Origin of the sequence: Colwellia sp. MB02u-14 (assembly GCF_014076915.1) — a bacterium.
GTDB lineage: Bacteria > Pseudomonadota > Gammaproteobacteria > Enterobacterales > Alteromonadaceae > Colwellia_A.
Map to the genome: position 1 here is coordinate 159,888 of NZ_JACGUX010000062.1, position 24,081 is coordinate 183,968.

A 24,081-nucleotide genomic window follows, 5' to 3' on the forward strand; every position below is an offset into this window, starting at 1 on the left:
ATTGCGCTGACTTTCATTGCGCATTAACGCTTTTAAATAAATTAGAATACCATGACTATTAAAACCGATGAGTTTAGAACAACGCTAATTGAAAACCTTGTTTCTCCGGAAGAATTAGCACAACAAATTCCACTAGATGATGAAACAGCAAGTTTTATTATTCAAAGTAGAAAAGACATTGAAGCGATCATTAATGGTGAAGACGACCGTTTATTAGTCATTATTGGTCCTTGTTCAATTCATGATACAACTGCTGCGGTCGATTACGCTAAAAGACTTAAAGTATTACATGATAAGTATCGCGATGAATTGTTAATCGTTATGCGCGTTTATTTTGAAAAACCACGTACCACTGTTGGTTGGAAAGGATTGATTAGTGATCCTGATTTAGACAAATCGTTCCATGTAGCTAAAGGTTTAAACTTAGCGCGTTCACTATTAATGGATATTAATAGACTGGGTTTACCTGCGGGCACTGAGTTCTTAGATATGGTTACTGGTCAGTATATCTCAGACTTAATAAGCTGGGGGGCTATTGGCGCTAGAACGACAGAAAGCCAAGTCCACCGTGAATTGGCCTCGGCACTTTCTTGTCCCGTAGGCTTTAAGAATGGCACTGACGGTAATGTACAAATTGCTGTTGATGCAATAAAGGCAGCTAGTGTTCCCCATGTGTTATATTCGCCAAACAAAAGTGGTCAAATGTGTATTTATCAAACACATGGTAATCCTTATGCTCACGTTATATTGCGTGGCGGTAAAGAACCAAACTACCACCTCGCAGATATTAAGACTACGGGCGAAGTGTTAGCTAAGGCTGGCTTAGATAATCGTATTATGATCGATTGTAGCCACGGAAATAGCGATAAAGATCACAATAAGCAAATTGATGTTGCCCGTTCATTAAGAGCTCAAATCGAGCAAGGTGATAAAGCCGTATTTGGTGTAATGGTCGAAAGTTTCATTATTGAAGGTAACCAAAAAGTTGTTGATGTAAACAAACTAACTTACGGACAAAGTATAACAGATGCCTGTATTAATTTAGACACCAGTGTAAATTTGTTAGATGAGCTATCAGCCGCTGTGCAAGCTAAACGCTCAAGCTAAATTAAAATATAAAGACAAAAAAGCCGCTAGGATAATTTCTAAGCGGCTTTTTTTATTAATAAATATATTTAATACCGTTCAAATAAGACCAATAAACGCTCTCTAACCACAGCGTTTATTGTTCTGTGTTAAAACCTAATGCTCAACTAATTCTTTCTTTTGTATGTAACTAAGCACTAATTTGTCTTTTTTAACCCCCACCTTTGCAACACCACCATGAGTGAGATCACCAAACAACAGTTCATTCGCTAAAGGCTTCTTTAATTGCTCTTGAATTAATCGAGACATAGGACGAGCGCCCATCGTTTTGTCATAGCCTTTCACTGCTAACCACTTTTTAGCTTCTTTAGTCAATTCTAATGAAACGCCTTTTTCATCCAGTAAAGCTTGCAACTCAACAATAAATTTATCAACAACTTGTTGAATAACGACTTCATCTAAATGATTAAACCAAACAATATTGTCTAAGCGATTTCTAAATTCAGGCGAAAAGGTTTTATTAATTTCACCCATCGCATCAATCGTCTGATCTTGCTGTTTAAAACCGATTGATTGGCGGGTTATTTCATGAGCGCCAGCATTTGTAGTTAACACAAGCACAATATTTCTAAAATCAGCTTTACGGCCATTATTATCGGTTAGAGTTCCATGGTCCATAACTTGTAAGAGAATGTTGTATACATCTTCATGTGCTTTCTCTATTTCATCGAGCAATACCACAGAATGAGGGTGTTTAATGACAGCATCTGTTAATAAACCACCTTGCTCATAACCTACATAGCCCGGAGGCGCGCCTATTAAGCGACTTACAGCATGCTTTTCCATGTACTCAGACATGTCATAGCGAAGTAACTCTACACCTAAAGCTTTAGCTAATTGTTGTGTTACTTCTGTTTTACCCACTCCAGTTGGTCCAGCAAATAAGAACGAACCTACGGGTTTTTGTTCACTGCTTAAACCAGCTCGGGATAGTCGAATAACAGAGGTTAATTCATCAATAGCGTGATCTTGACCAAAGACAACCATTTTCAAATTACGGTCTAGTGTTTTAAGACTGTCTTTTTCTGTTGATGAAACTGACTTTTCTGGGATCCTTGCCATTTTTGCAACGATCGATTCGATATCGCTATTATTGATCACTTTTTTGCGTTTAGAAGCAGCAACAAGTTGTTGTTTAGCACCCGCTTCATCGATAACATCAATAGCTTTATCAGGTAGAAAGCGCTCATTAATATATTTAGCTGACAATTGTGCAGCAGCACGCAATGCTTTATTGGTGTAACGAATACCGTGATGTGATTCGTATTTTTCTTTTAAGCCCTGCAATATTTTAGTGGTGTCTTCAACACTTGGCTCAACCACATCAATTTTTTGGAAACGACGGGCTAATGCACGATCTTTTTCAAAGACACTTTGGTATTCTTGATAAGTCGTTGACCCCATACAACGTAACTTACCAGACGATAATAGTGGTTTAATTAAGTTAGAAGCGTCCATCATGCCACCAGAAGCGGCACCCGCACCGATAATAGTATGAATTTCATCGATGAATAAAATAGCATTACCATCGTCTTCTAATTCTTTTAATAGCCCTTTAAAACGTTTTTCAAAGTCACCACGATATTTGGTTCCTGCTAATAATGCCCCCATATCAAGTGAGTAAATAGTCGTTTCAGCTAAGAATTCAGGTACATCGTCAGAAATCAATAAATTAGCAAGGCCTTCCGCAATAGCTGTTTTACCTACCCCTGCTTCACCAACAAATAACGGATTGTTTTTACGGCGACGGCTTAATACCTGCAACGTGCGCTCTAATTCACTATCGCGACCTATTAAGGGATCGATATTACCTTTTCTAGCTTCTTCATTAAGGTTAGTGGCAAAGTTTTCAATAGTACGTGGCTCTTCTCCTGCTTGTGCTTCATCAGTTGATTGAGGAGAATCAACATGTTCTATTTTGGATATTCCATGAGAAATAAAGTTAACAATATCCAAACGGCTAATATCTGATTTTTTCAAAAAATAAGCGGCCTGAGATTCTTGTTCACTAAAAATAGCAACCAACACATTTGAACCAGTAACTTCACTTTTTCCAGAAGATTGCACATGAAAAACTGCACGTTGTAATACCCGTTGAAAACCCAATGTAGGTTGAGTTTCACGCTCTACTTCACCTTCTGGGATCACAGGCGTTGTTTCTGCAATAAAGTCTAATAATTCTTTACGGATTTTTCCCATATCAGCGGCACATGCTTTGAGTGCTTCAATTGATGAAGGGTTATCCAATAAAGCTAATAATAAATGCTCCACCGTCATAAATTCATGACGAGAGTCTTTGGCTTGACGGAAAGCCATATTTAATGATATTTCTAAATCTTTGTTCAGCATAGACTACTCCACTTTAAACCATGCGAATTCACGCTTTTTCCATTGCACATTGCAATGGGTGCTCATTTTCTAATGCGTATTGGTTAACTTGCTCAACTTTTGTTTCTGCTATTTCAGAAGTAAAAGTACCGCAGCGACCTTTGCCTTTATAATGAATCTCTAACATTACGTCAGTCGCCTTGTCTGAGTTCATATTAAAAAATCGACACAACACATCTATAACAAAATCCATCGGTGTATAGTCATCATTAAGTAAAATGACAGTATACATAGGGGGCTTTTCAAATTGCTCAATGAACTCTTCTTCAAGAACTTCCTGATTATCTATTAACTCTTTCCACTTGCTCATAATTTTATACTAGTCTGTACCGGGTGATTTTGCTTTAACATTTACAAAAAATTCAATTTGTAAATTACTTATAAAATAAACTTGATTATTTTCAGAGGTTGTCTACTGTTTAATTTAGTGATTATTTTTTAATCATAAATGTATTTATGTTAATGCTTCTAGGCAAGCATACCTAATTACCGATGAATATAGAAGGAAGTTGAAGTATGGCTCACGGTACAGTGAAGTGGTTTAATAATGCAAAAGGGTTTGGTTTTATTCGTCCAGAGGACGGTGGTGAAGATATTTTCGCACACTATTCAACAATCCAAATGGAAGGATACCGTACATTAAAAGCTGGTCAGGACGTAGATTATGAACTAAATGCAGGGCCTAAAGGCCACCATGCTGCTAGTATCACACCTGATGAAATTGAAGGTGAAGAATAATTTTCAATGCTGCTAAAATAATCCAATAAAATACCTGTTTGTCAGTACAATAAACAGGTATTTTTTATAGATGAATGATTTTGTAAAGCTCTCTACCGTCAATATTGCTGGCGTTATCGAATAACTTTTATATTTTATACTTGTACTAAATTATCGCTTTTTACTCTGTTTAAAGGCTGCTATGACTATTTACTCATGATATTTACGTATCACCGCCACTTTACCCTTTTCTATTTCTAAGACTTCCATCATCGTTTACCATAAGCTATCGGCTGGTTATTTTGAGGATGAATGCCTTTTGCACTATTCTTATATCTAATTGCTATTACTCAATGATTAAAAATAAATACATCCAACAGTTCTGCTTGATATTCAGTAAGCGCACCTAAATAAAATGCCATACCTTTACGCATTGATTTTTTCCCATCAGCCTCTCGAGAATCATCGGTTACAGAAGGTAAATGCGAATGCCCAACATCATCAACAAGTAAAGCTAAATAATTTTCTAGTTCTTTTGTTGTTGCATCAGGTGCTTGACTCGCCACCATGGCATCAAAATATTGTTGAGCAAAGACCTTTAAATCTAGCTGTGACTCATCTCCCTAAGCGGATATCGAGCAGGTAAATAAAAAGGAAATAAGTGACCACTTTTTCATATAAAACCCCTTCTTATTTTAATCGAGTGTTACCAACTAATACACAGCCCCCCTCCAATCATTCCTGCCAAGCTTCAATAGGCGTTTCGCCATTAAATGCTCGACTTAACTGAGGGCTAGCAGCATCATAAATATTACAGCCCCTCATAGCTAAAACAACACCAACAATGATAAATACAATTCCAAACATTTTATTATTCATAGATACATCCGATTCAAAACTCATTAACATTGCGTGAGTTTTGTTGGCTATACAACAAACACTATGCACGATTATAGACATAGAGAGTTAATATTTTAAAGTCGTATTTTTGGTAAATTTAGCAGAGTTTCTTTATTAAAAATGAGTAACTCTTATATTAAACATAATCCAATAATTATATGTAAGCCCTTCTATTAATGCATTATTTATAATCCAAAATTTTCTATTGATAATATATAGTAATAATTTGCACTCGGTATATACTGTTTAAATATTTTGAGACAGAAAGGCTGCGTTAATGTTTATACGTTTATTGTTTATTGGAGTTTTATGTGGGCTAAGTCAGCAGGTTAATGCGACAGATAACTTGATTGTTAACTTCGAACTTATGCAAGATAAAAGCTTACAAAGCCAAGGCAATGTTTTAGTAACATCAAAGCTTACGACTTGGAATAAAGGACTGAGAAGCAGTTACCTGCAATTAAAATGTCGACAATTAGAGAATGGTAAAACTGAAAAACTGTTCTCATCAATTGACTATTTTGATGGTCTAAAGCTAACCCATCAGATGCTAAACGATGAAGTAGAACTCACGGTTGTGCATAGTAGGGTTAGACCCCAAGCCATTGAAATACACAAACTACCTGATGATGAATGCAAAGATATGTCTCCAATCGTGACCACTACGGTTGAAACTTACAAGTTTATGGCCAAAAAAGGCGTAACAAAATCTTACCCTTTTGGCAAAAAAATGACCTTTAGTTATAGCCTTAATTAATCATCCGATGATGAGTGTCGCGGCGAATGATGATTAATCATCGCTATGCGATCTGCCTTTACTACCATATCAAAATCAAAATAATTGGCTTTATTGTTCAGCGTTTATTAAATTTTCAAACAGTCAATCTATAAAGACTTAATGCTTGGATTTGCTCTTAACATCGAAAATCAGCTCTATTTTTCATACTCGCTAAGCTCATTACTTTTTATAGCTTTTGAGTAAAAATACTTATTCTCTAGTTAAAAAAGTAGTAACCAAGCCCAACATAAAACACATAAAACAACGGTAAGAAAACTGATTTAATTTTACTGATTGAATGACCAAACAATAAAAACGCTGTTAATACCACCGTAATAAACAACAAGGCCCATTGATCAAAGTCAGTAAATCGCCCTTCAAAGGCAATAGGAGAAATTAAGGAAGAAACACCCAAAATCCCTAAAACATTAAAACATTAAAAATATTGCTACCCACAACATTACCAACCGCTACATCCATCTTTTTTCTCAATACCGCCATTATCGAAATTGTAAATTCGGGCAATGAGGTACCTATCGACACTAATGTTAAGCCTATAAGCGCTTGTGATGCTCTTAAATGCGTAGCGATAACCGAAGCACCCGTAACAAACCACTGTGCTCCTAGCATCAACATCACTAGACCTGATATGACAGATAATATCACGAACCCTATATTATGTGGCTTAGCATACAATGCTTTACCTTCGTCTTGATGGAGTTTCTGAGAAGGCGTTTTTGGGTTTTTTTCTGTATAAATAGTAAAGCCTAAATAAGCAAATAGTGCGCTAAGCATCAACAGACCCGAAAGCAACGAAAAAGCCCCCGTTAAGCCCACTAATATAAGTAAAATAACTGCCGCTAACATCACCAAAGCATCATGTTTAAGTGCTAACTGCTTAAACGCTAATGGCGCAATCAACCCACAGGTACCGATAATAAGGCCAATATTACCAATGTTACTCCCTATTATATTTCCTAATGCGACTAATGCGTTATTGTTCATAATGGCATTAACTGAAACGATTAATTCAGGCATAGAGGTGCCAAAGCCAACAATAATTAAGCCACTTAAAAATGGCGATATCTTAGGTTATTCGCAGCAGACATAGCGCCATGCATTAAAAGCTCACCGCCAATAATTAACATCACCAGCCCTGAAACCATCATTATACAATTCATTAATTCGCCTGAAGGCTGCCCGTACAAAACTTTTAGTATAGAGTGAAAATAACAAAATGATGACAATTTTTTGTACGCTTTACTGTAGTTAGCTCCTATAATTGTGATTAATCTTATTGATAAAATACTAAGTCTTAAATCTTGTTTTACTTTATATCCAGCCGGTTATTAACCGGCTTTTGGTTTTTACTTTCTGACGGTGATATTACTTCACTACTTGTGGGTGTCGTCTTTATCCCAATGAGTGTTTATGTATCTGCCAAATTATCTGAAAAAACTGACCTCGCTAATCGTGCGTTTTACATTAATATCGCTAAGATACCAAAATTCATCTGGTTTTTTCTTTATCAATTCATAAAAGGGGGCACCGACACAGCAGTGAGATTGTTCTCTTTTGACATAAAATTACAGCCTGAATTTATACATTATCCTATTAAGCATTTGCCTGCAGGTTCACCAATGAATTTGTTTATGAATGAAGTGAGTTTATTACCAGGTTCTGTCAGTCTAATAAGAGAACCTACTAGCGTGCTCGTTCATGTATTAGCTGTCACTAAAAGTTCATTAGAATATATCTATGAATGCGAACTCGCGATTTGTGAACTGTATAGTTTAGATATCTATTCACAATGCCATGTTTCATCAACAAGAAAAGTGAGTTAAAAGTGACTGTTTTTATATTGCTGTGATTGTTCTTTTACTGCTTTGTTTAATTATAGGGTTAATAAGAGTATTCATTGGGCCTGACAACGCTAACCGTATGTTAGCCGATCAACTGTTTGGCACTATAATTGTTATTATCTTGTCGGTATTACAAAATAACGAAGTGATAACTAACGTTGCGTTAGCCGTTACTCTATTGGCCTCGATTACAGTAATTGCATTTTTAAAGTTGGCAGAACAACCTATCAAGCCTACTTCTACTTAGGATAACCACTAACATGATAGCCAACCTATTTACGGTAGTAATGCTCTCGCTTGGTTGCCTTTTCTTTATTGCTGGAACCTTAGGGTTATTTCGATTCCCTGACATTTTTTGTCGCTTACATGCTCTCACTAAATCAGATAATTTACGGTTAGGCTTAATCACCTTAGGTTTGCTGCCAAAAGTAAATAGTGTCTCTATGGGAATAAAAGTTATCTTGGTATGGACTTTGTTATTACTCACTAGTGCAACGAGTTGTCATTTAGTTGCGCGACATGAGCGCAAAAGATAAATCAGTAAGAGCGATGGCAATCACAATACAAACAGGAAAAATGATAGATGAATAGAGACTTATCCGTTGATATCTTATTATGTATTTGTGTCTTGGTTATCGCTAGTTCAATGTTTTTAGTGAAGCAGTCGTTCACTGCCATTATTTTATTTATAAGTCTTGTGCTGGTGATCACACTTTGTTGGATCCCGTTGGATGCTATTGATTTCGCTATCGCTGAAGCGGCTATTGGTGCAGGATTAACCGGTGCTATGTTGCTGGCATCATGGAGAAAGCTGTCTATCGATAAGCCCGCTGAAAAAAAGACTAGAGGTGATCTTTGATAAAATTTTTGACAGACAGTCGTCACGTTATTAAAAAACATTGATTGTTATTTTAGTCACCCTTTTTACAGTATTTTTCATATTTGCTTTATTTAATCAGCCATTACACAATAATGAGTTACAAGCATTAGCCGTCAATCATCTTGATAAAACAGGTGTAACTAATAGGGTCACTGCGGTACTTTTAAACTACCGTGCTTACGATACCTTCATTAAATTTGCTGTTTTTCTCTGTGTGGCAGTAGGGGTATTACCTTATATTTTAGATACTCCGATATTAACATTTAAACTACAAGAAGAGTCTCAAGTTTTGCTCATTGCCAAGGTCTTTATTCCGTTAACCATTATTATAGCTAGTTGCTTACTGTGGATAGGTTCAGCAAAGCCAGGGGGGGCTTTACTAGCGCGGTGTTTGTATTTTATTATTAGTGGTGTTTGGCTTTTGATCTAAATATTTCAGCACATAATGAGGTTATTAGTTTGGTGCGTTTATATGCCTATAACATTTTCCCCAAATAGGTGATGAGAGTTACGGGTCTGCGTGTGTTTAACAAAACATTAGCACACCGACCTCATCAACCTTTAAAGTGTCTATGTCTTTCCACTGTTATCAGTGTCACTGTTAAGTCGTTTTACTGCTCTTTTACTGTGTTTTATCAGTTATCAGTGAGTTACTTAGTTATTGTTCACTTTAACGTCAATCACGGGGCTAACGACATTAAGTTTATGCCACTCTATATACTCATTTTTGATCATAGGTTTTGCAATCATATAACCTTGAATTGAATCAATATGCATAGCGGTTAATATTTCAAATTGTTCTATCCCTTCAACCCCTTCAGCAATCGCGGTTATATTAAGACTTTTGGCCAAATTTATAATCAAATTTACACGCTTAAGTCCGCTACCATCATCTAACACTTTATCAATGAGGCTTTTATCAATTTTAAATTCATTAATAGGAAAAACACTTAGGTGTGCCAGGCGAGAATAACCGGTACCAAAATCATCTATTGAAAAGATAAATCCATATTTGTTAAGTTCTTCCATCTGTCTTGCGGTACTTTCCATATCACCAGAGAGCATTGATTCTGTAATTTCTAATTTAATTTGTGATGGTCGTATATTAAAGTCATTAATCACATTAAGTAACTCAGAATTTAAGGAAAGTGAGTTAAATTGACAGTGACTTATATTAATCGACACACTAAATAAATCATCAATAATGTTTTCAACACTCAGTTGTTCAATTAAAACACAGATATCCTTTAGTACAATATGTTGTAACTTATGCATGAGACCATACTGTTCAGCAATCGGTATGAACTCATTGGGGGCTATCAGTCCTTTTATGGGATGATCCCATCGAATAAGCGCCTCTGCGCCAATAACTTTTCCTAATGCACTTATTTGCGGTTGAAAGTAAGTGCAAAACTCATTACTAGCGATAGCCCTGACAAGATCTGCTTCAAGTTCATCCTGGTTTTCTAGTAATGTTTGTAATTGAGGATTATAGAAACTATAACGATTACCCCCTTTCATTTTAGAACGGTACATCGCGGTATCTGCGAACTTTAATATATTATCTGTAACTGAATTTCTCCTATCAACGAGGCAAATACCAATACTACAACTCATCTGAAATGCTAATCCCTCGACCTCAAATTTTTTCTTGAATACACTTTGCAGTTTTTGAGCAACAATTTCTGCTTCGATATTCGCTTGCTCATTGTCATCACCGACATATTCCAACAAAATAATGAACTCATCGCCTCCAACTCTGGCTAAAGTGTCAGATGCTCTTATAACAGAACTCAATCGGTATGACAGATCAACTAAAAGTTCATCACCAGCGCTGTGTCCTAATGAATCATTAATTTTTTTAAAGTTATCTAAGTCTAAGAATAATAAGGCGCCTGTTTTATGCGTACGTTTTATTCTTTCAACACACATAGTTAACCTTTCGTTAAGCATTCTACGATTAGGCAAGTTTGTTAATGAATCAAAAAAAGCTAATCGTTCGACTTCTTTTTCTGCATTCTTGCGGATCGTAATATCCCTTGCCATCCATACAATATGTCTTTTAGATGGGTTACTTGTTTGGTAATTTTCAATGGGTGCCGTTCTTCCTTCGAAAATAACGCTACCTTTTTTAACATCAAGTTCATATTCAAAAATTTGAACCTCGTTGGTAGCTAATGTTTTATCAATCACAGCCATAATTGGCTGAGAATCCTTTTGAGGCATAACGGCATTTACATTTTTATGAATAAGTTTACTCAACGACTTATATAACAACTCATCAGGTGAGCCATAAATGTCAGTATATTCACCTTCTTCACTTAAAATTAAGGTTAAATCAGGCATAACTTTAGTAAAAGCTTTAAACTTTTCATTACTTTGCTGTAGGTCAGCGATTAACTGCTCAACCAAAAGCGACTCAGTATTTTTTTCTAATGCTATGCTAGAAAAATGAACGAAATAATCGATTAATTCTAAATCTTTGGTGGAAGGTGTTTTAGGAGCGCTATGGTAAATAGCGAACGTACCGAGAATATTTGATTGTGTGGAAATAATAGGTGTTGACCAGCACGATTGAAGGCCAAAATTTAGTGCCAGTTCTTTAAAGTCAACCCATAGCAATGATGTTTCTATATCTTCAACAATAATACGGGACTTTAAATAAGCTGCAGTTCCACATGAACCTACATTTGGGCCTATATATACGCCATTTATTAACTGACAATATTTATCATCAATATTGGGTGCTGCACAATGAAAAAGTTGATCTCCCTTTAACAACAATATTGAGCATTTTGCCGACTTATCATCAATAATTTCTTCAATAGACAAACAAATATCGTGTAAAACATCATTTAAAGGTGTACCTAATGCAATTTTAGATAATATATCTTGTTGGTGAAAAAGTAACTTTTTTAACCTAACAGTATCCATACTTCACCATATACTTTTAATGACATTAATTATTCATTGTTAAAATATTTTAAGGGTCAAAGACATAAAAGAATTTACGTTATGAACTTCATTCCTATATCAGCATAGTTTATTAGTTATGATTAATCTGCTTTTCATTCCATTCACGTAAGTAATCAATCGCAATTAAGCTTAATTTAACCACGTTTGGAAAACCTTCATGTTATTTTGCAGACCGTAATAATGTTGTTGTAGTAATAAATTAACCTAAAGAAAAATAACGAACTCAGTACTTTACGATACTGAAGTTAATCATAGTAGCTGAAAATTAACGCTTAACTGCCTTTAAGGAGAATAATCAATACTGATAAAATTCAGAAATAAGTAAGAGGTAAACATGGGGAAATATGTTGGTGATATATTAAATTACGTATTTATTAAATATTGATAGTTGCATGATAGCTGCGAGATGGTAAGTATAATATAATTCATCGTATATTATAAATTCACTAAACAGAAAGTCCAGTAAAAAAGTGGTACCCGGAGACGGACTTGAACCGTCACACTCTATGAGCGAGGGATTTTAAATCCCTTGTGTCTACCAATTCCACCACCCGGGCATCGGATAATTCTTTTTAAAGTAGAGATTGGCTCCCTACTAACTCTGCTACACTTATATAAAATTGTGAAGAAGAGACTTGAGTAATTAATAAGATTGCATCTTATACTACTCTCTAGTTTATTAAAACACTAGAATTGTAATTATTAACAATTAATTACATTTTTATTAACAACTTACATTCATAATTAATGTCAATGCTTTGCTAATAAATTTAGTTTATTAAAAACTAAATTGGAGCGGCTAACGAGACTCGAACTCGTGACATTCACGTTGGCAACGTGATGCTCTACCAGCTGAGCTACAGCCGCTTCGTAGATTAAATAACTAAACATTATTTAAGGTATTACTAATAAAACTAAATTGGAGCGGCTAACGAGACTCGAACTCGTGACATTCACGTTGGCAACGTGATGCTCTACCAGCTGAGCTACAGCCGCTTCACTTCTTGTTTTACACAATAAATTGTTTTATTTGTATGAGCCAACATACACCATCAAATTAGCCGTTTAACTTCGTTAGAAGAAAAGTGGTACCCGGAGACGGACTTGAACCGTCACACTCTATGAGCGAGGGATTTTAAATCCCTTGTGTCTACCAATTCCACCACCCGGGCATCGGATAATATTTTTTATAGTAGTGATTGGTTCCCTACTTATTAGTCTTTCAGCTAATTCCTTTAAACATCCATAAATTATTCTCATAAGATATGGAGGCGGGTCCCGGAGTCGAACCGAGGTAGGCGAATTTGCAATCCGCAGCATAACCAGTCTGCCAACCCGCCAAACTTATTATTTGACAACAACAACAATATTATAAATCAAACTTGGAGCGGCTAACGAGACTCGAACTCGTGACATTCACGTTGGCAACGTGATGCTCTACCAGCTGAGCTACAGCCGCTTCATCTGCTGACTCCCTGTCAACTTGGGACGCATTCTACATTGAAATTATTTGGAGTCAACAGTTTAATTTCAATTTTGTTTTGACTGCTTAAAAAGCGGCTAATTTGACGTTTTTTTAACTAAAAACATCATTTTCTAACTGTTTTGTTTAACTAACTCAGGCCAAGCTACTTTAAAATAAGCGACCATCGACCAAAAAGTAAGCACTGTAGCTATTGCATAAAAGCTATAAGCGATAAACATTAATATTTCATGTGGAAAATTAAACAATATTAACGGAATATCATAATCGGGTTGCCAAATGAGTCCCATAATACCTAACATTTGTGCAGCGGTTTTATATTTCCCCATTTGCGACACCGCGATTTCATCTCGTTTACCACGAGAAGACATAAATTCACGCAAGGCACTAATGAATATTTCACGAGCAATCATTAAGATGGCTGAAATTGAAATCCACCATAATTGATAGTCTTGAATAAGGAGTACTAAAGCGGCAACAACCATTAGCTTATCTGCCACTGGATCAATGAACGCGCCAAAAGCTGAAGATTGATTGAGTTTACGCGCTAAGTAGCCATCAAGGGCATCACTAATAGCTGCAAGCCAGAATACGGCAAATGCGCCGAAATGATTCCATGATACCGGTAAATAAAACACCACTAAAAACACAGGTATTAATACTATACGGAACATAGTAATTTGATTTGGAATAGTCCACATAAATTTATTTTACTACTAATGACAACAAGCGTTGTCACATTCTACACAGATTAGAGGCTTGACGTAAATTTTTATCAAAAAACAAGCATAATAAGTAAACATATATTAAGTCATTCTTTTAAAAATCACTTCACTTATTTTTCATGGAGGGCATTATAAATAGCTTCAGCTAGCACTTTACTAATACCAGGAACTTTTTCAAGTGTGCTTTTATCTGCTTGCATAACTTCTTGTAGGCCGCCTAAGTACTTTAGAAGAGCTTGACGTTTCTTGGCGCCAATACCTTCAATAGATTCTAGTGTTGATTTTTTACTGGCTTTTTGACGTTTAGCTCGGTGTCCAGTAATAGCGAAGCGATGTGACTCATCACGTATATGTTGTACTAAATGTAAAGCTGAGGAGGTAGGGGGTAACGAAATTAATTGGTGGCTGCCGGCTAAAATCAACGTTTCAAGTCCAGGCTTTCGCCCTTCTCCTTTTGCAACGCCCACTAATAAGGGAATTTTGTCTAAGGTTGTATTAGCCTGAAGGTTTGCAAAAAACTCTTCTGCTTTTGATAGTTGCCCTTTGCCGCCATCAATAAAGACAATGTCAGGCATGTTTTCCATATTTGTCACTTTACCATAACGCTTGTTAAGCGCAAAAGCCATCGCCGCATAATCATCTCCGGGAGTGATGCCATAAACATTATAACGTCGGTAGTCACTTTTTAAGGGCCCTTCTTGATTAAAAACCACATTTGATGCCACAGTTTGTTGCCCCATGGTATGGCTAATATCAAAGCACTCAATTCGATTAATTCCATTATCAAGCTCAAAGACTTCGTTTAATGCCAAAAAACGTGCCAGCATCGAAGCTTTATGACTATTTTTTGTGGCTAATGCATTTTGTGCATTGGTACACGCTAACTTTAAGTATTGTGCGCGCTCACTGCGGACACTTGTTGATATTTTAACATTACGCTCAGCTTGTTCACTTAAAAGTTGAGTAAGTTCTTTAATCTGTTCAAAGCTTTCGCTGATCACTATTTCTTTTGGTATAACAGCACTGTTTAGGTCTTGCCCTAAGTAATGCTGGCTGATAAATGCCTGGTAGACTTCTGCTGGTTCGGTATCAGCTGGAACACTTGGAAAATAGCTTTTACTTCCTAAAATCTTTTGATCACGTATAAATAATACGTGCACACAAACCTGTGATTTCTCAATATAAATACCGATCACATCAAGCTCAGCCACAATACCACTAACGAACTGCTGTTTTTGAACTTGACGTAAAGTGGCTATTTGATCACGGTATTTCGCTGCACTCTCAAAATGAAGTGTTTGACTCGCCTCTTCCATTTTACTAACAAGACTAGTAATAACAGTAGAGCTTTTACCGCGTAAGAATAATTTTGCCATATCAACTTGTTGTTGATAATCAATGGCTGATATTTTGTCAACACACGGCGCAGAGCATCGATTTAATTGATATTGTAAACAAGGACGACTGCGGGCTCGATAGTAGCTATCTTCACACTGGCGAACAGGAAATAACTTTTGCATTAAACGAAGGCTTTCCCAAACAGCTCCAACGGTTGGATAAGGACCGAAATATTCACCTTTAACCTTTTTCCCACCACGATGAACACCTAATTTAGGGTGTTTGTGATCAGTGATCAATAAATAGGGGTAGGATTTATCGTCGCGCAGTAAAATATTATATTTAGGGAGATACTTTTTAATATAATTATTTTCGAGGATTAACGCTTCGCCCTCAGTGTGAGTAACAGTAACGTCAATGGCAATGATATGACTGACGAGCACTTTGGTTTTAGTGCTGCCGACATCTTTACGAAAATAACTCGATAGACGCTTTTTAAGTTGCTTAGCTTTTCCTACATAGATAACGGCTTGGTGTTTATCGTACATCCGATAAACACCCGCTTGTTCAGAAACTGAAGAGAGAAAAGCTTGATGATCAAAAATGGGCTGAGTTACTGACAAAGTTTATAGTGTTTCTGTTTTAATCATACCGTGGCGAATAGCAAGATGAGTTAGTTCGACATCATTACCGACATTTAATTTTTCAAACATTCGGTAACGGTAACTATTGATCGTTTTGGTGCTTAAAATAAGTTGTTCTGAAATATGAGGAACTTTTTCACCACGCGTGATCATCAACATAATTTGTAGTTCACGTTCAGACAACATATTAAATGGATTTTCTTGATTAGATTTAAACTGGCTCAATGCCATTTGCTGCGCGATATCAGGTGTTATGTAACGTTGCCCGCTATTAACTGCACGAATAGCGTTAACCATTTCATCAGCACCCGCCCCTTTCGTTAAATAACCGGCTGCACCAATCTGCATAACTTTTGTAGGAATAGGGTCTTCAGAATAAACCGTTAAGACAATAACTTTTATGTCAGGCGAATAGCGGATTATTTTTTTAGTCGCTTCTAAACCACCGATACCTGGCATGTTCATGTCCATTAGTACAACATGGGGTTCATTTTTACGACAAAATTGTACGGCTTCCTCTCCAGTTTCGGCCTCACCAATAACCTTAAGTCCTTTAACGTCGTCAAGAATTCTACGTATCCCTGTACGAACCAACTCATGGTCATCAACCAATAAAACATTTATCAACGGAGGTTCACCTTAATTTACAATTTTTATTGTGTAGAAGAATATTGCCATTAATATCCATACTTTATACGTTCAGAGCATATAGGGTATTAACAAGCAGCACAATTGAATTTAACTATCTTGATTAAAAAAGTGTAGCATAAATTTTCCTCTGCCTTATTTACCGACAATGAGGTTGATTTTTAACTACAGGTCATGCTTTTTCAACCAATTATTCAGTAAACCAATTTGACCATTTTTATAAGCCGCATAGGTTAACCGAACGGCATTGCTTAAAATAACACTGTCAGTCCATTTAGTTTGTTCCGCAATGAGTTCATAGCAATTTTGCGCTTCTGGAGATAAATAACCACGCATTTCTTTTTTTCCACACTCTTTTTGGCGTTCACGGTAGCGTTTTTGCTTTTCTGCGTTGCTAAACGCTTTTTTATCATCTTTCATCAGTATGTTACCAAATTTCCTTTTTTAAAAAAAAGGTTATGCGTAACTAAATAATATCTAAAAAAGCAGTAATGATCTAACTTTATATCAATAAAATTCAAATAAAGTACGGCTCAGAGTTGTTTAGTGTACAGGTGTTCGCTAAAGTAGCGAATAATTTTATTACTGAAGAAAAGTGACCTCATGTTAGATCAAAATTCATACTCTAAAGAAGACTTAGTAAAAGCGGGTACGGGCGAAATGTTTGGCGAAGGTAATAGCCAATTGCCTTCTGACAATATGCTTATGATGGACCGTATTATTTCTATCACTGAAGATGGCGGCGAATATGGTAAAGGCGAGATTATTGCTGAACTTGATATTAGTCCCGACCTTTGGTTTTTTGATTGCCATTTCAAAGGTGACCCCGTAATGCCAGGCTGTTTAGGTTTAGACGCTATGTGGCAACTGGTGGGTTTCTTCCTAGGTTGGTCTGGTGGACCTGGCCGTGGCCGTGCACTTGGCGTGGGTGAAGTGAAATTTACCGGTCAAATTTTACCGACGAATAAAAAGGTTACCTATAAAATCACTTTAAAACGCGTCATAAAGCGTAAACTTTTCATGGGTATTGCTGATGGTGAAGTTTTAGTTGACGGTAGAGTAATCTACACAGCTAAAGACTTAAAAGTAGGTTTATTTACGGATACAACGTCTTTCTAAAATAAGTTTTATTTACATTATTACAGCGCGTCACACGATTAAAACTCAAGCCCACTTTTTAAACAGTGGGCTTTTTATTTTTATTAATTCCTGCCTTTATCACTGTTCTTCTGCTAAATTAATGAAATATAATCAATTTTTTTTGTCGCTATTCTTACATTATTCTTATGATCAAATTACCTTCAAGTATTTATAAAACAGCTAGATTAACTTTTATCTTTATGATTTTTCTAGTTTTAGTTTTTATTTTTAATAGCGTGTGGACATTTATCAGTAATATTGATGAACTTGCTCTGCGTGACGACTCTTCTTTAATCAGCAGTGAGTTTAGTTATTATATTGATCATGAAAACAATTTAGATATTAAGACACTTGTTAACCAAAAAGATTCTGTGGCTTTATTTATCCCTTCCTTAGCTAATGACATTCCTTATGATTTAGGTCATCAATCGTATTGGATAAGAATTGATATTAGCAATCATAGCCTAAGCACTCAAAAGCTTGTTTTACATGCAGATAATAGTATGTTGGCATTTTTTGATGTTTACAAAGTGAATGTAAATCTCGAAAATATCACCGCGATCACACAGCAAAAGCCAACACGTAAACGCGTAAAGTTATTGGACGTATTCCCCCATGTAAGTTTTGACCTACTCGCCAATAGCACGGTACAACTTATTGCCCATGTAAAAAGTAATGGCCCACCAAATGTACCATTAGTTGTTTATAACAAAGAGGATTTTGGTAAGAGAATTGATTACACACAAATTGTCTATGGTATTTTCATTGGTATTATTTTGTTGATGGCAACCTATAACTTTGTTTTATACTTTGCGACAAAAGATAAAGTTTACCTCGTTTATATCGGCTATTTGTTATCTTCTTTTATCGTTTTAGCTGGCGTTACAGGTTATGGCTATCTAATATTCTCAAAAGAATTTCAGTACTTTATTCATGAATATATCTTATTTACACATTACGCCCTCGTATTTTTCTTATTATTATTTTCGTTATTTTTTTTACGCTATGACCAAGTTAATAATAATCTTTATAAAATAGGTATTACGTTAAGCATATTGTTAATGCTCGTTGCTCTGTATTCCCTGTCTTTAGACCAGATAACTCAAACTAAACTCTTCTTTTCAATTCAACCTCTTTTTTTTCTATTTTCATTATTTATTATTTTCAAAAGACTCTCTAAAGATTTTGCTTGGGCCCGATTCTATTTTATTTCATGGATACCTTTTCTAGCGGGGGCAGCAATCCAACCCTTAGTGTTATTAAACTATATTGATTCAACATTTTTAACGCAAAATGCATTTTTGTTTGCCGTAATGATTGAAATCACCTTCATGGCTTTTGCCCTGGCTGAACGCATGCGCAGAAATGACCAGGATAGAGTTCATAGTATCAGCTATCATGAATTGACTAATTTACCCCGTAAATCAATGCTTGAAGCCGTGATGAATAAATTGCAATTATCTGGGAATAACGATTTTTGTGTCTTAGTCATTAAGCCTGAACATATTGAACAGATATCTCTCTATATAGACGATAAAGCTAACGCCGCTTTATTTAAACGCTTAAGCCGTCGTTTAAGCTCATTGTTCATTTATAATGATGCGATTGAATCGTTATCGTCTAATAACGAAAAAATTTGCTTCTTAGAGAATAATTGTTTGGCTATTGTGGTCAATAAAAATAAGGGTACGCAAGATTTATCCGTTCTGATAAAGTCAATACAACAACTTATCTCAGAAACATTCCAGATTGATGATCTTAAACTGCCTTTATCCGCTGTCATCGGTATCGCTAATTATCCAGAGCACGGCGACGCTAATTATTTATTAATTAATCATGCTTTGTTAGCCGTTAATGATGCCCAACTCGTTTATGGCCGCTGGGCTTACTATCAAAGTGAAAAGTCAGATCAAACCAGCTATTTACTTAAATTAGCGACTGATTTAAAAGAGGCTATCGAAAAAGACACATTGGAAATATATCATCAGCCACAAATTGATTTAAAAACCTTACGAGTGTGCAGTAGCGAGTGTTTAATTCGTTGGAATCATCACAACGAGGGATTTATTTCTCCCGTTGTCTTTATCCCCTTAGCTGAAGATTTAGGGCTTATTAACCAACTTACGTTATGGGTCATTAAACGGTCTTTAGTACAACACCAGCAAATATTAGTAAACAATAATCATATGGTATCTATTAACATTAGTGGTAAAGATATTGCTCATGAGCACTTTTTTACTAATGCATTGACCGTTATTGAAGAAAGCGGTATTCCTGCTGAAAAAATAATATTAGAGATAACCGAATCTGCTTCAATTAGCCATAATCAACAATCTCTTGAATTAATTCAAAAATTAAGTGATTTAGGCTTTACCATTAGTATTGATGATTTCGGCACGGGTTATTCGTCGATGGCACAAATTAGTCATCTCCCCTTTCAAGAGCTTAAAGTTGACCGACTCTTTGTTGAAAATGTCAATGACGACCATAAACGTAAAACTATTGCTGAAGCAACGGTTAAAATGGCAAAAGGTTTAGGCTTAGAAGTTGTCGCTGAAGGTATTAATAGTCAAGCAGATGAAGATACATTACGCAGCTTTGGCTGTGATATTGGTCAAGGGTTTTACTACGCAAAGCCTATGCCAATTGACGATTACCTAGACTGGTTAGTTTTACAAAAAAAAGGTCGAACACAAAAACGTGTCGACCTTGATGGTGAGTTCATCCCTGCTGATAAAGACTAGAATAATCTGTTTTCTAATGTTTTGCCGTTAGTTAATTGTGAATATTGCCATTGCTGTTTATGGCAAAGCTGAAGTATTTGTAGATCTAACGGTTCACTTTCAAGCGAAATAGCAGAGCTAGTGATTAAAAACTCATTACTTTGCGTCTGTTCAATATGCTGTACATTAGCAATGGAGCCCACCAAGGATAAAAAGTCATCATACGACTGCCTCATTCTAATCGTTAAATAACGCTGTTCTTCTTCACTTTGTAAGTTCTGATGTTGTTGCAACTGTCCTTTTTCTAAATATAAAACTTGGCTACATAACCGCTCTAGCTCACTTAAATCATGAGAACTCAAAATAAACGTAATCTCTGATGATAAAGACGCAACCAACTCACGCACTTCTCGAGCATTTATCGGGTCAAGACCCGCCGTGGCTTCATCTAACATTACAATGTCTGGCGAACCTATTAAGGCTTGTGCAATAGCGACACGTTTACGCATACCATGTGATAATTCATCAGGTTTTGCATTAAAAGTATCCGCTAAGCCAACCAGTTCTAATGTTCTTTGCGCTTCTTTTATCGCTTTTTTACGGCTAAATCCTTGCAGTTGAGCATAAAACGTTAACTGTTCAGCAATCGAAAAACGCGGATCAAACTGAGCATCTTGTGGCAGCGCAGCCAACCGGCCAAATAAGTTTGCATCTCCTGTTTTAAACCCAGCGATGGTAATACTGCCACTACTTGGCAATAAGTAACCACATAATAGACTGAACAAAGTGGTTTTACCTGCGCCATTAGGGCCAACCAATGCAATAGGTTGCCCTTTCTCTATGTTAAATGACACGTTATCTAACGCTAAATGGTCGCCAAATGATTTTGACAGGTTATTAACTTGAATTAACGGACCTGTTTGGCTGTTCAGTAAACTCATATTGACGCCCTTTTTAATAGTTTATCCGCAACAAATAACAAAACAACCGTTTGAAAGAGAGGAATTAAATAATGATAAAAATCGAGAATTTCTAATGAAACTACGCGACTAATTTGTGTACCAGGAAAAATAAAATTAAGAAAAAGACCGCTGTTTAGTTGAAATTGAATAAAGCCTATCAATAACGCACCAAGAGTATAAAACAAAATTCCTGCAACAATGCTCATTTTAGCGGAGGATAAAATGCTGTTAAAAAATGACATAAGCGCAATAAAGGGTAAAATAATAATAGATAACTCGACAAACAGTACTGCAGCTTGTTTTATCGCAGGAAACAATAATGCGCCATCTCGGGCGACAGCTAATGCGACACAGGCCAATAATGTTAACAATATTAAGCTAACAAGAATAAGAAATTGCCCTAAAAATCGCCCAAGCAGTATTTCACTCCGTGTCGCTCTTAATGTGATAAAGCGTAAAGTACCACGTGCCCTGTCTGAGCAAGTTTGGTCACTTGTCACCAGTAAAGTAAATATTGGAAAGGAATAAACAGCCACCAACCAGTAAATAGAAAACTCCGCTACGGGCCATTTTAATAAAGCACTTAACCCTAAAGAACCAAACAAAGTACTTGCAGCAACTTTAAAAGTATCCGAAAAAACAATGTCTGTTGCTGAGCTGATCACATAGTATAAAAGAACAAACCAAACAGCACAAAAGGCTGTTAAAGCGATTAAACCATTTTTAGTTTTAAAAATACGGTTCAGTTCAAATTGAGTGAGAATAGAAAGTCTATGAATGTTTAACAAATGAAAGCCTGCTAATGATTATTTTGCAATACCATAAATGCACCGCCCAAAAAATGCGAGTGTTATTTTGTTTCACCATACGTCAGCCAAAGACATAACTATTTATTTTTGCAAATAAAAAGCCAATCAATATTGATTGGCTTTTTTATGCTACTTAAAATGAAACAGTCAATAAACTTATTTTCTACGTGTAGCAACTGATTCACTCAATTGAGCCAACAGTAATTCTGTATCGGTCCAGCCAATACAAGCATCGGTAATACTTTGACCGTATGTCGCGACTTCACCATCAACGAGGTCTTGGCGACCTTCCACTAAATGACTTTCAACCATCACACCAAAGATATTGTGATTCCCACCGCTAATTTGCTGACAAACATCATCGCAAACTAGCATTTGATTTTTAAATTTCTTACTACTGTTAGCATGACTAAAATCGATCATAATTTTAGTATTAAGTGAAGACTTCTCTAACTGCTCTGTGACGACTTTTACACTGTCAGCATCAAAATTTGTCGTTTTACCACCACGTAAAATAATATGACAATCTTTATTACCCGTTGTCTGCACAATAGCAGAATGGCCATATTTGGTCACCGACAAGAAATGATGAGAAGCACTTGCCGCGCCAATAGCATCTATAGCGACTTTAATTGTGCCGTCAGTGCCATTTTTAAAACCAACCGGGCAAGACAAGCCTGAAGCGAGTTCTCTGTGCACTTGGCTTTCCGTAGTACGGGCACCAATTGCTCCCCAACACATAAAGTCAGCCATATATTGTGGCGTTATCATGTCTAAAAACTCACCCGCTGTAGGCATACCCATATCATTTAAATCGAGTAATAATTTACGGCCAATACGAAGACCGTCATTAAGCTTAAAGGTATTATCCATGTACGGGTCATTAATTAAGCCTTTCCACCCAACTGTTGTGCGAGGTTTCTCAAAATAAACCCGCATGACAATTTCAAGGGTATCTTTATACTTTTCACGCAGTTTAACTAATCGTTGACCATATTCTAATGCGGCTTCAGTATCATGTATTGAACATGGACCAATCACCACGAGCAAGCGATCATCTTTATCATTAAAAATTTCACTTATGGCTTTACGCCCAGAAAACACCGACTTAGACGCTTCTTGAGAAGCAGGAAATCGCTCAATTAATGCGATAGGAGGTAATAATTCTTTTATTTTGTTAATGCGAACGTCGTCGGTTTGGTAGAACATAGTCATTTCTCTTTACTTCAATACTAAAATTAGGCAGTAATTGCACACTTTAGTATTTTATTATTTTCATTGTGTATGTCTAACTCGCTGGCTAGACTCCTAGATGGTTAACCCATCAACAACTTATCAGTGTTAAACAGACAATACCAATAGAAAATGCCTTAAAAACGATATATTCATAAAGTGTTTTATAATGGCGGTTGTCATCCTATTTTTAGCGTAGTTCCTGCCTGTTTATTTTATACAACCATTGAAACCTCAATATTTATCTGCCTATAATAAAGGCACAACAAACAATCTAATTTTCTTATGTGGCGAAATTTTTCGATAGTGGTGTTTTTATTTGTCTTAGCTTCTGCAGCTAATGCTTTGCCTGCTGAAAATTTTACGAATAAGATAACCTTTACCACTACATTAACGATTGAAAAAAGTCACTCTCCTTTATCCCCTGACTTAACCTTGTTGGTCGATGAAAATGCCCCTGACCAATCGTTCAACTTGCCACGATTAAATCGCATTTGTTCATCATTATTTACTAACGAAATACAGACTACACCAAACTACCTGCTCGTTATTGAGTTTTTTAAAGTTAAACTCACCGCTGGATTATTTAAAAATCTGGCTAATCCACCGGTGCAGATTAATTGGTATGAGCAACTTAGCCATCGCACAAGTTCTAATCGACTTGCAGGTTGGAAAGATGGCAATAGTTTATACACAGCAAGCATAACCTACCATTCATAGATTCATCAT

At 36.1% G+C, this 24,081-nt stretch carries 23 protein-coding genes, 6 tRNA genes and 1 pseudogene; 10 read left to right on the forward strand and 20 right to left on the reverse strand.

Going from position 1 to position 24,081, the window contains the following annotated elements; all coding sequences use genetic code 11:
* The first annotated feature begins 51 nt into the window (after window positions 1-51).
* On the forward strand, window positions 52-1,107 hold the full coding sequence (locus H4J52_RS05550; protein ID WP_182181097.1) for a 3-deoxy-7-phosphoheptulonate synthase: 1,056 nt from the start codon (window positions 52-54) through the stop codon (window positions 1,105-1,107).
* 135 nt (window positions 1,108-1,242) lie between these two features.
* Here the strand turns inward: H4J52_RS05550 and clpA are convergent, their stop codons facing one another.
* Together clpA and clpS are read right to left on the reverse strand one after the other, a co-directional pair.
* Entirely contained in the window at window positions 1,243-3,495 is a 2,253-nt protein-coding gene (gene clpA / locus H4J52_RS05555) for an ATP-dependent Clp protease ATP-binding subunit ClpA (RefSeq protein WP_182181098.1), read from the reverse strand.
* Window positions 3,496-3,523: 28 nt separating this feature from the next.
* Window positions 3,524-3,844 (reverse strand): ATP-dependent Clp protease adapter ClpS, encoded by a 321-nt coding sequence (gene clpS, locus H4J52_RS05560; RefSeq protein WP_182181099.1) that lies wholly within the window; start codon window positions 3,842-3,844, stop codon window positions 3,524-3,526.
* Between the two features lie 206 nt (window positions 3,845-4,050).
* Between clpS and cspD the strand changes: the two genes are divergently transcribed.
* Window positions 4,051-4,272, forward strand: a complete 222-nt coding sequence (gene cspD, locus H4J52_RS05565) for a cold shock domain-containing protein CspD (RefSeq protein WP_182181100.1) — start codon at window positions 4,051-4,053, stop codon at window positions 4,270-4,272.
* A gap of 189 nt (window positions 4,273-4,461) precedes the next feature.
* Here the strand turns inward: cspD and H4J52_RS05570 are convergent.
* Both H4J52_RS05570 and H4J52_RS05575 read right to left on the reverse strand, forming a co-directional pair.
* A pseudogene (locus H4J52_RS05570) lies at window positions 4,462-4,868 on the reverse strand (nuclear transport factor 2 family protein); the annotation flags it as partial.
* Window positions 4,869-4,986: 118 nt separating this feature from the next.
* Window positions 4,987-5,130, reverse strand: coding sequence for a DUF3185 family protein (locus H4J52_RS05575; protein WP_182181101.1), 144 nt, complete (start codon window positions 5,128-5,130; stop codon window positions 4,987-4,989).
* Between the two features lie 298 nt (window positions 5,131-5,428).
* Between H4J52_RS05575 and H4J52_RS05580 the strand changes: the two genes are divergently transcribed.
* Entirely contained in the window at window positions 5,429-5,908 is a 480-nt protein-coding gene (locus tag H4J52_RS05580) for a hypothetical protein (protein ID WP_182181102.1), read from the forward strand.
* A gap of 238 nt (window positions 5,909-6,146) precedes the next feature.
* Here H4J52_RS05580 and H4J52_RS20410 read toward each other — a convergent pair whose 3' ends face one another.
* Together H4J52_RS20410 and H4J52_RS05585 are read right to left on the reverse strand one after the other, a co-directional pair.
* Window positions 6,147-6,344, reverse strand: a complete 198-nt coding sequence (locus H4J52_RS20410; RefSeq protein WP_404851853.1) for a hypothetical protein — start codon at window positions 6,342-6,344, stop codon at window positions 6,147-6,149.
* Window positions 6,345-6,349: 5 nt separating this feature from the next.
* Window positions 6,350-6,967, reverse strand: coding sequence for a sodium:calcium antiporter (locus H4J52_RS05585; protein WP_182223702.1), 618 nt, complete (start codon window positions 6,965-6,967; stop codon window positions 6,350-6,352).
* A 284-nt stretch (window positions 6,968-7,251) separates the two neighbouring features.
* Between H4J52_RS05585 and H4J52_RS05590 the strand changes: the two genes are divergently transcribed.
* From H4J52_RS05590 to H4J52_RS05605, 4 genes are all read left to right on the forward strand, one after another.
* Window positions 7,252-7,773 (forward strand): Na+/H+ antiporter subunit E, encoded by a 522-nt coding sequence (locus H4J52_RS05590; protein WP_182224347.1) that lies wholly within the window; start codon window positions 7,252-7,254, stop codon window positions 7,771-7,773.
* Window positions 7,774-8,051: 278 nt separating this feature from the next.
* Window positions 8,052-8,327, forward strand: coding sequence for a monovalent cation/H(+) antiporter subunit G (locus H4J52_RS05595; RefSeq protein WP_182181105.1), 276 nt, complete (start codon window positions 8,052-8,054; stop codon window positions 8,325-8,327).
* 47 nt (window positions 8,328-8,374) lie between these two features.
* A complete protein-coding gene (locus tag H4J52_RS05600; protein WP_182181106.1) occupies window positions 8,375-8,650 on the forward strand; it encodes a hydrogenase subunit MbhD domain-containing protein in 276 nt (91 codons plus the stop codon).
* 40 nt (window positions 8,651-8,690) lie between these two features.
* Window positions 8,691-9,101, forward strand: coding sequence for a hypothetical protein (locus H4J52_RS05605; protein ID WP_182224348.1), 411 nt, complete (start codon window positions 8,691-8,693; stop codon window positions 9,099-9,101).
* 224 nt (window positions 9,102-9,325) lie between these two features.
* Here the strand turns inward: H4J52_RS05605 and H4J52_RS05610 are convergent, their stop codons facing one another.
* The 11 genes from H4J52_RS05610 to H4J52_RS05660 all read right to left on the reverse strand — a co-directional run bounded on the left by H4J52_RS05610 (window position 9,326) and on the right by H4J52_RS05660 (window position 16,905).
* Window positions 9,326-11,605 (reverse strand): EAL domain-containing protein, encoded by a 2,280-nt coding sequence (locus H4J52_RS05610; protein WP_182224349.1) that lies wholly within the window; start codon window positions 11,603-11,605, stop codon window positions 9,326-9,328.
* A 513-nt stretch (window positions 11,606-12,118) separates the two neighbouring features.
* Window positions 12,119-12,204 (reverse strand) — tRNA-Leu (locus tag H4J52_RS05615).
* 234 nt (window positions 12,205-12,438) lie between these two features.
* Window positions 12,439-12,514 (reverse strand) — tRNA-Gly (locus H4J52_RS05620).
* Window positions 12,515-12,567: 53 nt separating this feature from the next.
* A tRNA-Gly gene (locus tag H4J52_RS05625) sits at window positions 12,568-12,643 on the reverse strand.
* A gap of 90 nt (window positions 12,644-12,733) precedes the next feature.
* A tRNA-Leu gene (locus H4J52_RS05630) sits at window positions 12,734-12,819 on the reverse strand.
* A 94-nt stretch (window positions 12,820-12,913) separates the two neighbouring features.
* A tRNA-Cys gene (locus H4J52_RS05635) sits at window positions 12,914-12,987 on the reverse strand.
* Window positions 12,988-13,030: 43 nt separating this feature from the next.
* A tRNA-Gly gene (locus H4J52_RS05640) sits at window positions 13,031-13,106 on the reverse strand.
* 137 nt (window positions 13,107-13,243) lie between these two features.
* A complete protein-coding gene (gene pgsA / locus H4J52_RS05645) occupies window positions 13,244-13,831 on the reverse strand; it encodes a CDP-diacylglycerol--glycerol-3-phosphate 3-phosphatidyltransferase (protein ID WP_182181108.1) in 588 nt (195 codons plus the stop codon).
* Window positions 13,832-13,965: 134 nt separating this feature from the next.
* Window positions 13,966-15,816: an excinuclease ABC subunit UvrC gene (gene uvrC / locus H4J52_RS05650; RefSeq protein ID WP_259366679.1), complete on the reverse strand. Its 1,851-nt coding sequence runs from the start codon at window positions 15,814-15,816 to the stop codon at window positions 13,966-13,968.
* 3 nt (window positions 15,817-15,819) lie between these two features.
* A complete protein-coding gene (gene uvrY, locus H4J52_RS05655; RefSeq protein WP_182181109.1) occupies window positions 15,820-16,464 on the reverse strand; it encodes a UvrY/SirA/GacA family response regulator transcription factor in 645 nt (214 codons plus the stop codon).
* A gap of 186 nt (window positions 16,465-16,650) precedes the next feature.
* Entirely contained in the window at window positions 16,651-16,905 is a 255-nt protein-coding gene (locus H4J52_RS05660; RefSeq protein WP_182181110.1) for a hypothetical protein, read from the reverse strand.
* 183 nt (window positions 16,906-17,088) lie between these two features.
* On the opposite strand from H4J52_RS05660, the gene fabA reads away from it, so the two are divergent.
* Together fabA and H4J52_RS05670 are read left to right on the forward strand one after the other, a co-directional pair.
* Window positions 17,089-17,604, forward strand: coding sequence for a bifunctional 3-hydroxydecanoyl-ACP dehydratase/trans-2-decenoyl-ACP isomerase (gene fabA / locus H4J52_RS05665; protein WP_182181111.1), 516 nt, complete (start codon window positions 17,089-17,091; stop codon window positions 17,602-17,604).
* Window positions 17,605-17,825: 221 nt separating this feature from the next.
* Entirely contained in the window at window positions 17,826-20,369 is a 2,544-nt protein-coding gene (locus tag H4J52_RS05670) for an EAL domain-containing protein (RefSeq protein ID WP_182224350.1), read from the forward strand.
* On the opposite strand, the gene H4J52_RS05675 is transcribed toward H4J52_RS05670, so the two are convergent.
* From H4J52_RS05675 to aroG, 3 genes are all read right to left on the reverse strand, one after another.
* Window positions 20,366-21,289 (reverse strand): ABC transporter ATP-binding protein, encoded by a 924-nt coding sequence (locus H4J52_RS05675; protein ID WP_182181113.1) that lies wholly within the window; start codon window positions 21,287-21,289, stop codon window positions 20,366-20,368. The two genes, H4J52_RS05670 and H4J52_RS05675, sit on opposite strands and share 4 nt — an antisense overlap.
* Window positions 21,286-22,098 carry a hypothetical protein gene (locus H4J52_RS05680; RefSeq protein ID WP_182224351.1) on the reverse strand — a complete coding sequence of 271 codons (813 nt, stop codon included), beginning with the start codon at window positions 22,096-22,098 and terminating at the stop codon, window positions 21,286-21,288. Before H4J52_RS05680 ends, H4J52_RS05675 begins: the two co-directional genes overlap by 4 nt.
* Before the next feature lie 177 nt (window positions 22,099-22,275).
* Window positions 22,276-23,328 (reverse strand): 3-deoxy-7-phosphoheptulonate synthase AroG, encoded by a 1,053-nt coding sequence (gene aroG, locus H4J52_RS05685; RefSeq protein ID WP_182181115.1) that lies wholly within the window; start codon window positions 23,326-23,328, stop codon window positions 22,276-22,278.
* Between the two features lie 309 nt (window positions 23,329-23,637).
* On the opposite strand from aroG, the gene H4J52_RS05690 reads away from it, so the two are divergent.
* On the forward strand, window positions 23,638-24,072 hold the full coding sequence (locus tag H4J52_RS05690) for a hypothetical protein (RefSeq protein ID WP_182224352.1): 435 nt from the start codon (window positions 23,638-23,640) through the stop codon (window positions 24,070-24,072).
* Window positions 24,073-24,081: the final 9 nt, after the last annotated feature.

What these genes read in the sequence shown, in the direction of transcription:
- H4J52_RS05550 (WP_182181097.1), top strand. Translation starts at nt 52, where the DNA reads ATGACTATTAAAACCGATGAGTTTAGAACAACGCTAATTGAAAACCTT.
- clpA (WP_182181098.1), bottom strand. Translation starts at nt 3,495, where the DNA reads ATGCTGAACAAAGATTTAGAAATATCATTAAATATGGCTTTCCGTCAA.
- clpS (WP_182181099.1), bottom strand. Translation starts at nt 3,844, where the DNA reads ATGAGCAAGTGGAAAGAGTTAATAGATAATCAGGAAGTTCTTGAAGAA.
- cspD (WP_182181100.1), top strand. Translation starts at nt 4,051, where the DNA reads ATGGCTCACGGTACAGTGAAGTGGTTTAATAATGCAAAAGGGTTTGGT.
- H4J52_RS05575 (WP_182181101.1), bottom strand. Translation starts at nt 5,130, where the DNA reads ATGAATAATAAAATGTTTGGAATTGTATTTATCATTGTTGGTGTTGTT.
- H4J52_RS05580 (WP_182181102.1), top strand. Translation starts at nt 5,429, where the DNA reads ATGTTTATACGTTTATTGTTTATTGGAGTTTTATGTGGGCTAAGTCAG.
- H4J52_RS05585 (WP_182223702.1), bottom strand. Translation starts at nt 6,967, where the DNA reads ATGCCTGAATTAATCGTTTCAGTTAATGCCATTATGAACAATAACGCA.
- H4J52_RS05595 (WP_182181105.1), top strand. Translation starts at nt 8,052, where the DNA reads ATGATAGCCAACCTATTTACGGTAGTAATGCTCTCGCTTGGTTGCCTT.
- H4J52_RS05600 (WP_182181106.1), top strand. Translation starts at nt 8,375, where the DNA reads ATGAATAGAGACTTATCCGTTGATATCTTATTATGTATTTGTGTCTTG.
- H4J52_RS05610 (WP_182224349.1), bottom strand. Translation starts at nt 11,605, where the DNA reads ATGGATACTGTTAGGTTAAAAAAGTTACTTTTTCACCAACAAGATATA.
- pgsA (WP_182181108.1), bottom strand. Translation starts at nt 13,831, where the DNA reads ATGTGGACTATTCCAAATCAAATTACTATGTTCCGTATAGTATTAATA.
- H4J52_RS05660 (WP_182181110.1), bottom strand. Translation starts at nt 16,905, where the DNA reads ATGAAAGATGATAAAAAAGCGTTTAGCAACGCAGAAAAGCAAAAACGC.
- fabA (WP_182181111.1), top strand. Translation starts at nt 17,089, where the DNA reads ATGTTAGATCAAAATTCATACTCTAAAGAAGACTTAGTAAAAGCGGGT.
- H4J52_RS05670 (WP_182224350.1), top strand. Translation starts at nt 17,826, where the DNA reads ATGATTTTTCTAGTTTTAGTTTTTATTTTTAATAGCGTGTGGACATTT.
- H4J52_RS05675 (WP_182181113.1), bottom strand. Translation starts at nt 21,289, where the DNA reads ATGAGTTTACTGAACAGCCAAACAGGTCCGTTAATTCAAGTTAATAAC.
- aroG (WP_182181115.1), bottom strand. Translation starts at nt 23,328, where the DNA reads ATGTTCTACCAAACCGACGACGTTCGCATTAACAAAATAAAAGAATTA.
- H4J52_RS05690 (WP_182224352.1), top strand. Translation starts at nt 23,638, where the DNA reads ATGTGGCGAAATTTTTCGATAGTGGTGTTTTTATTTGTCTTAGCTTCT.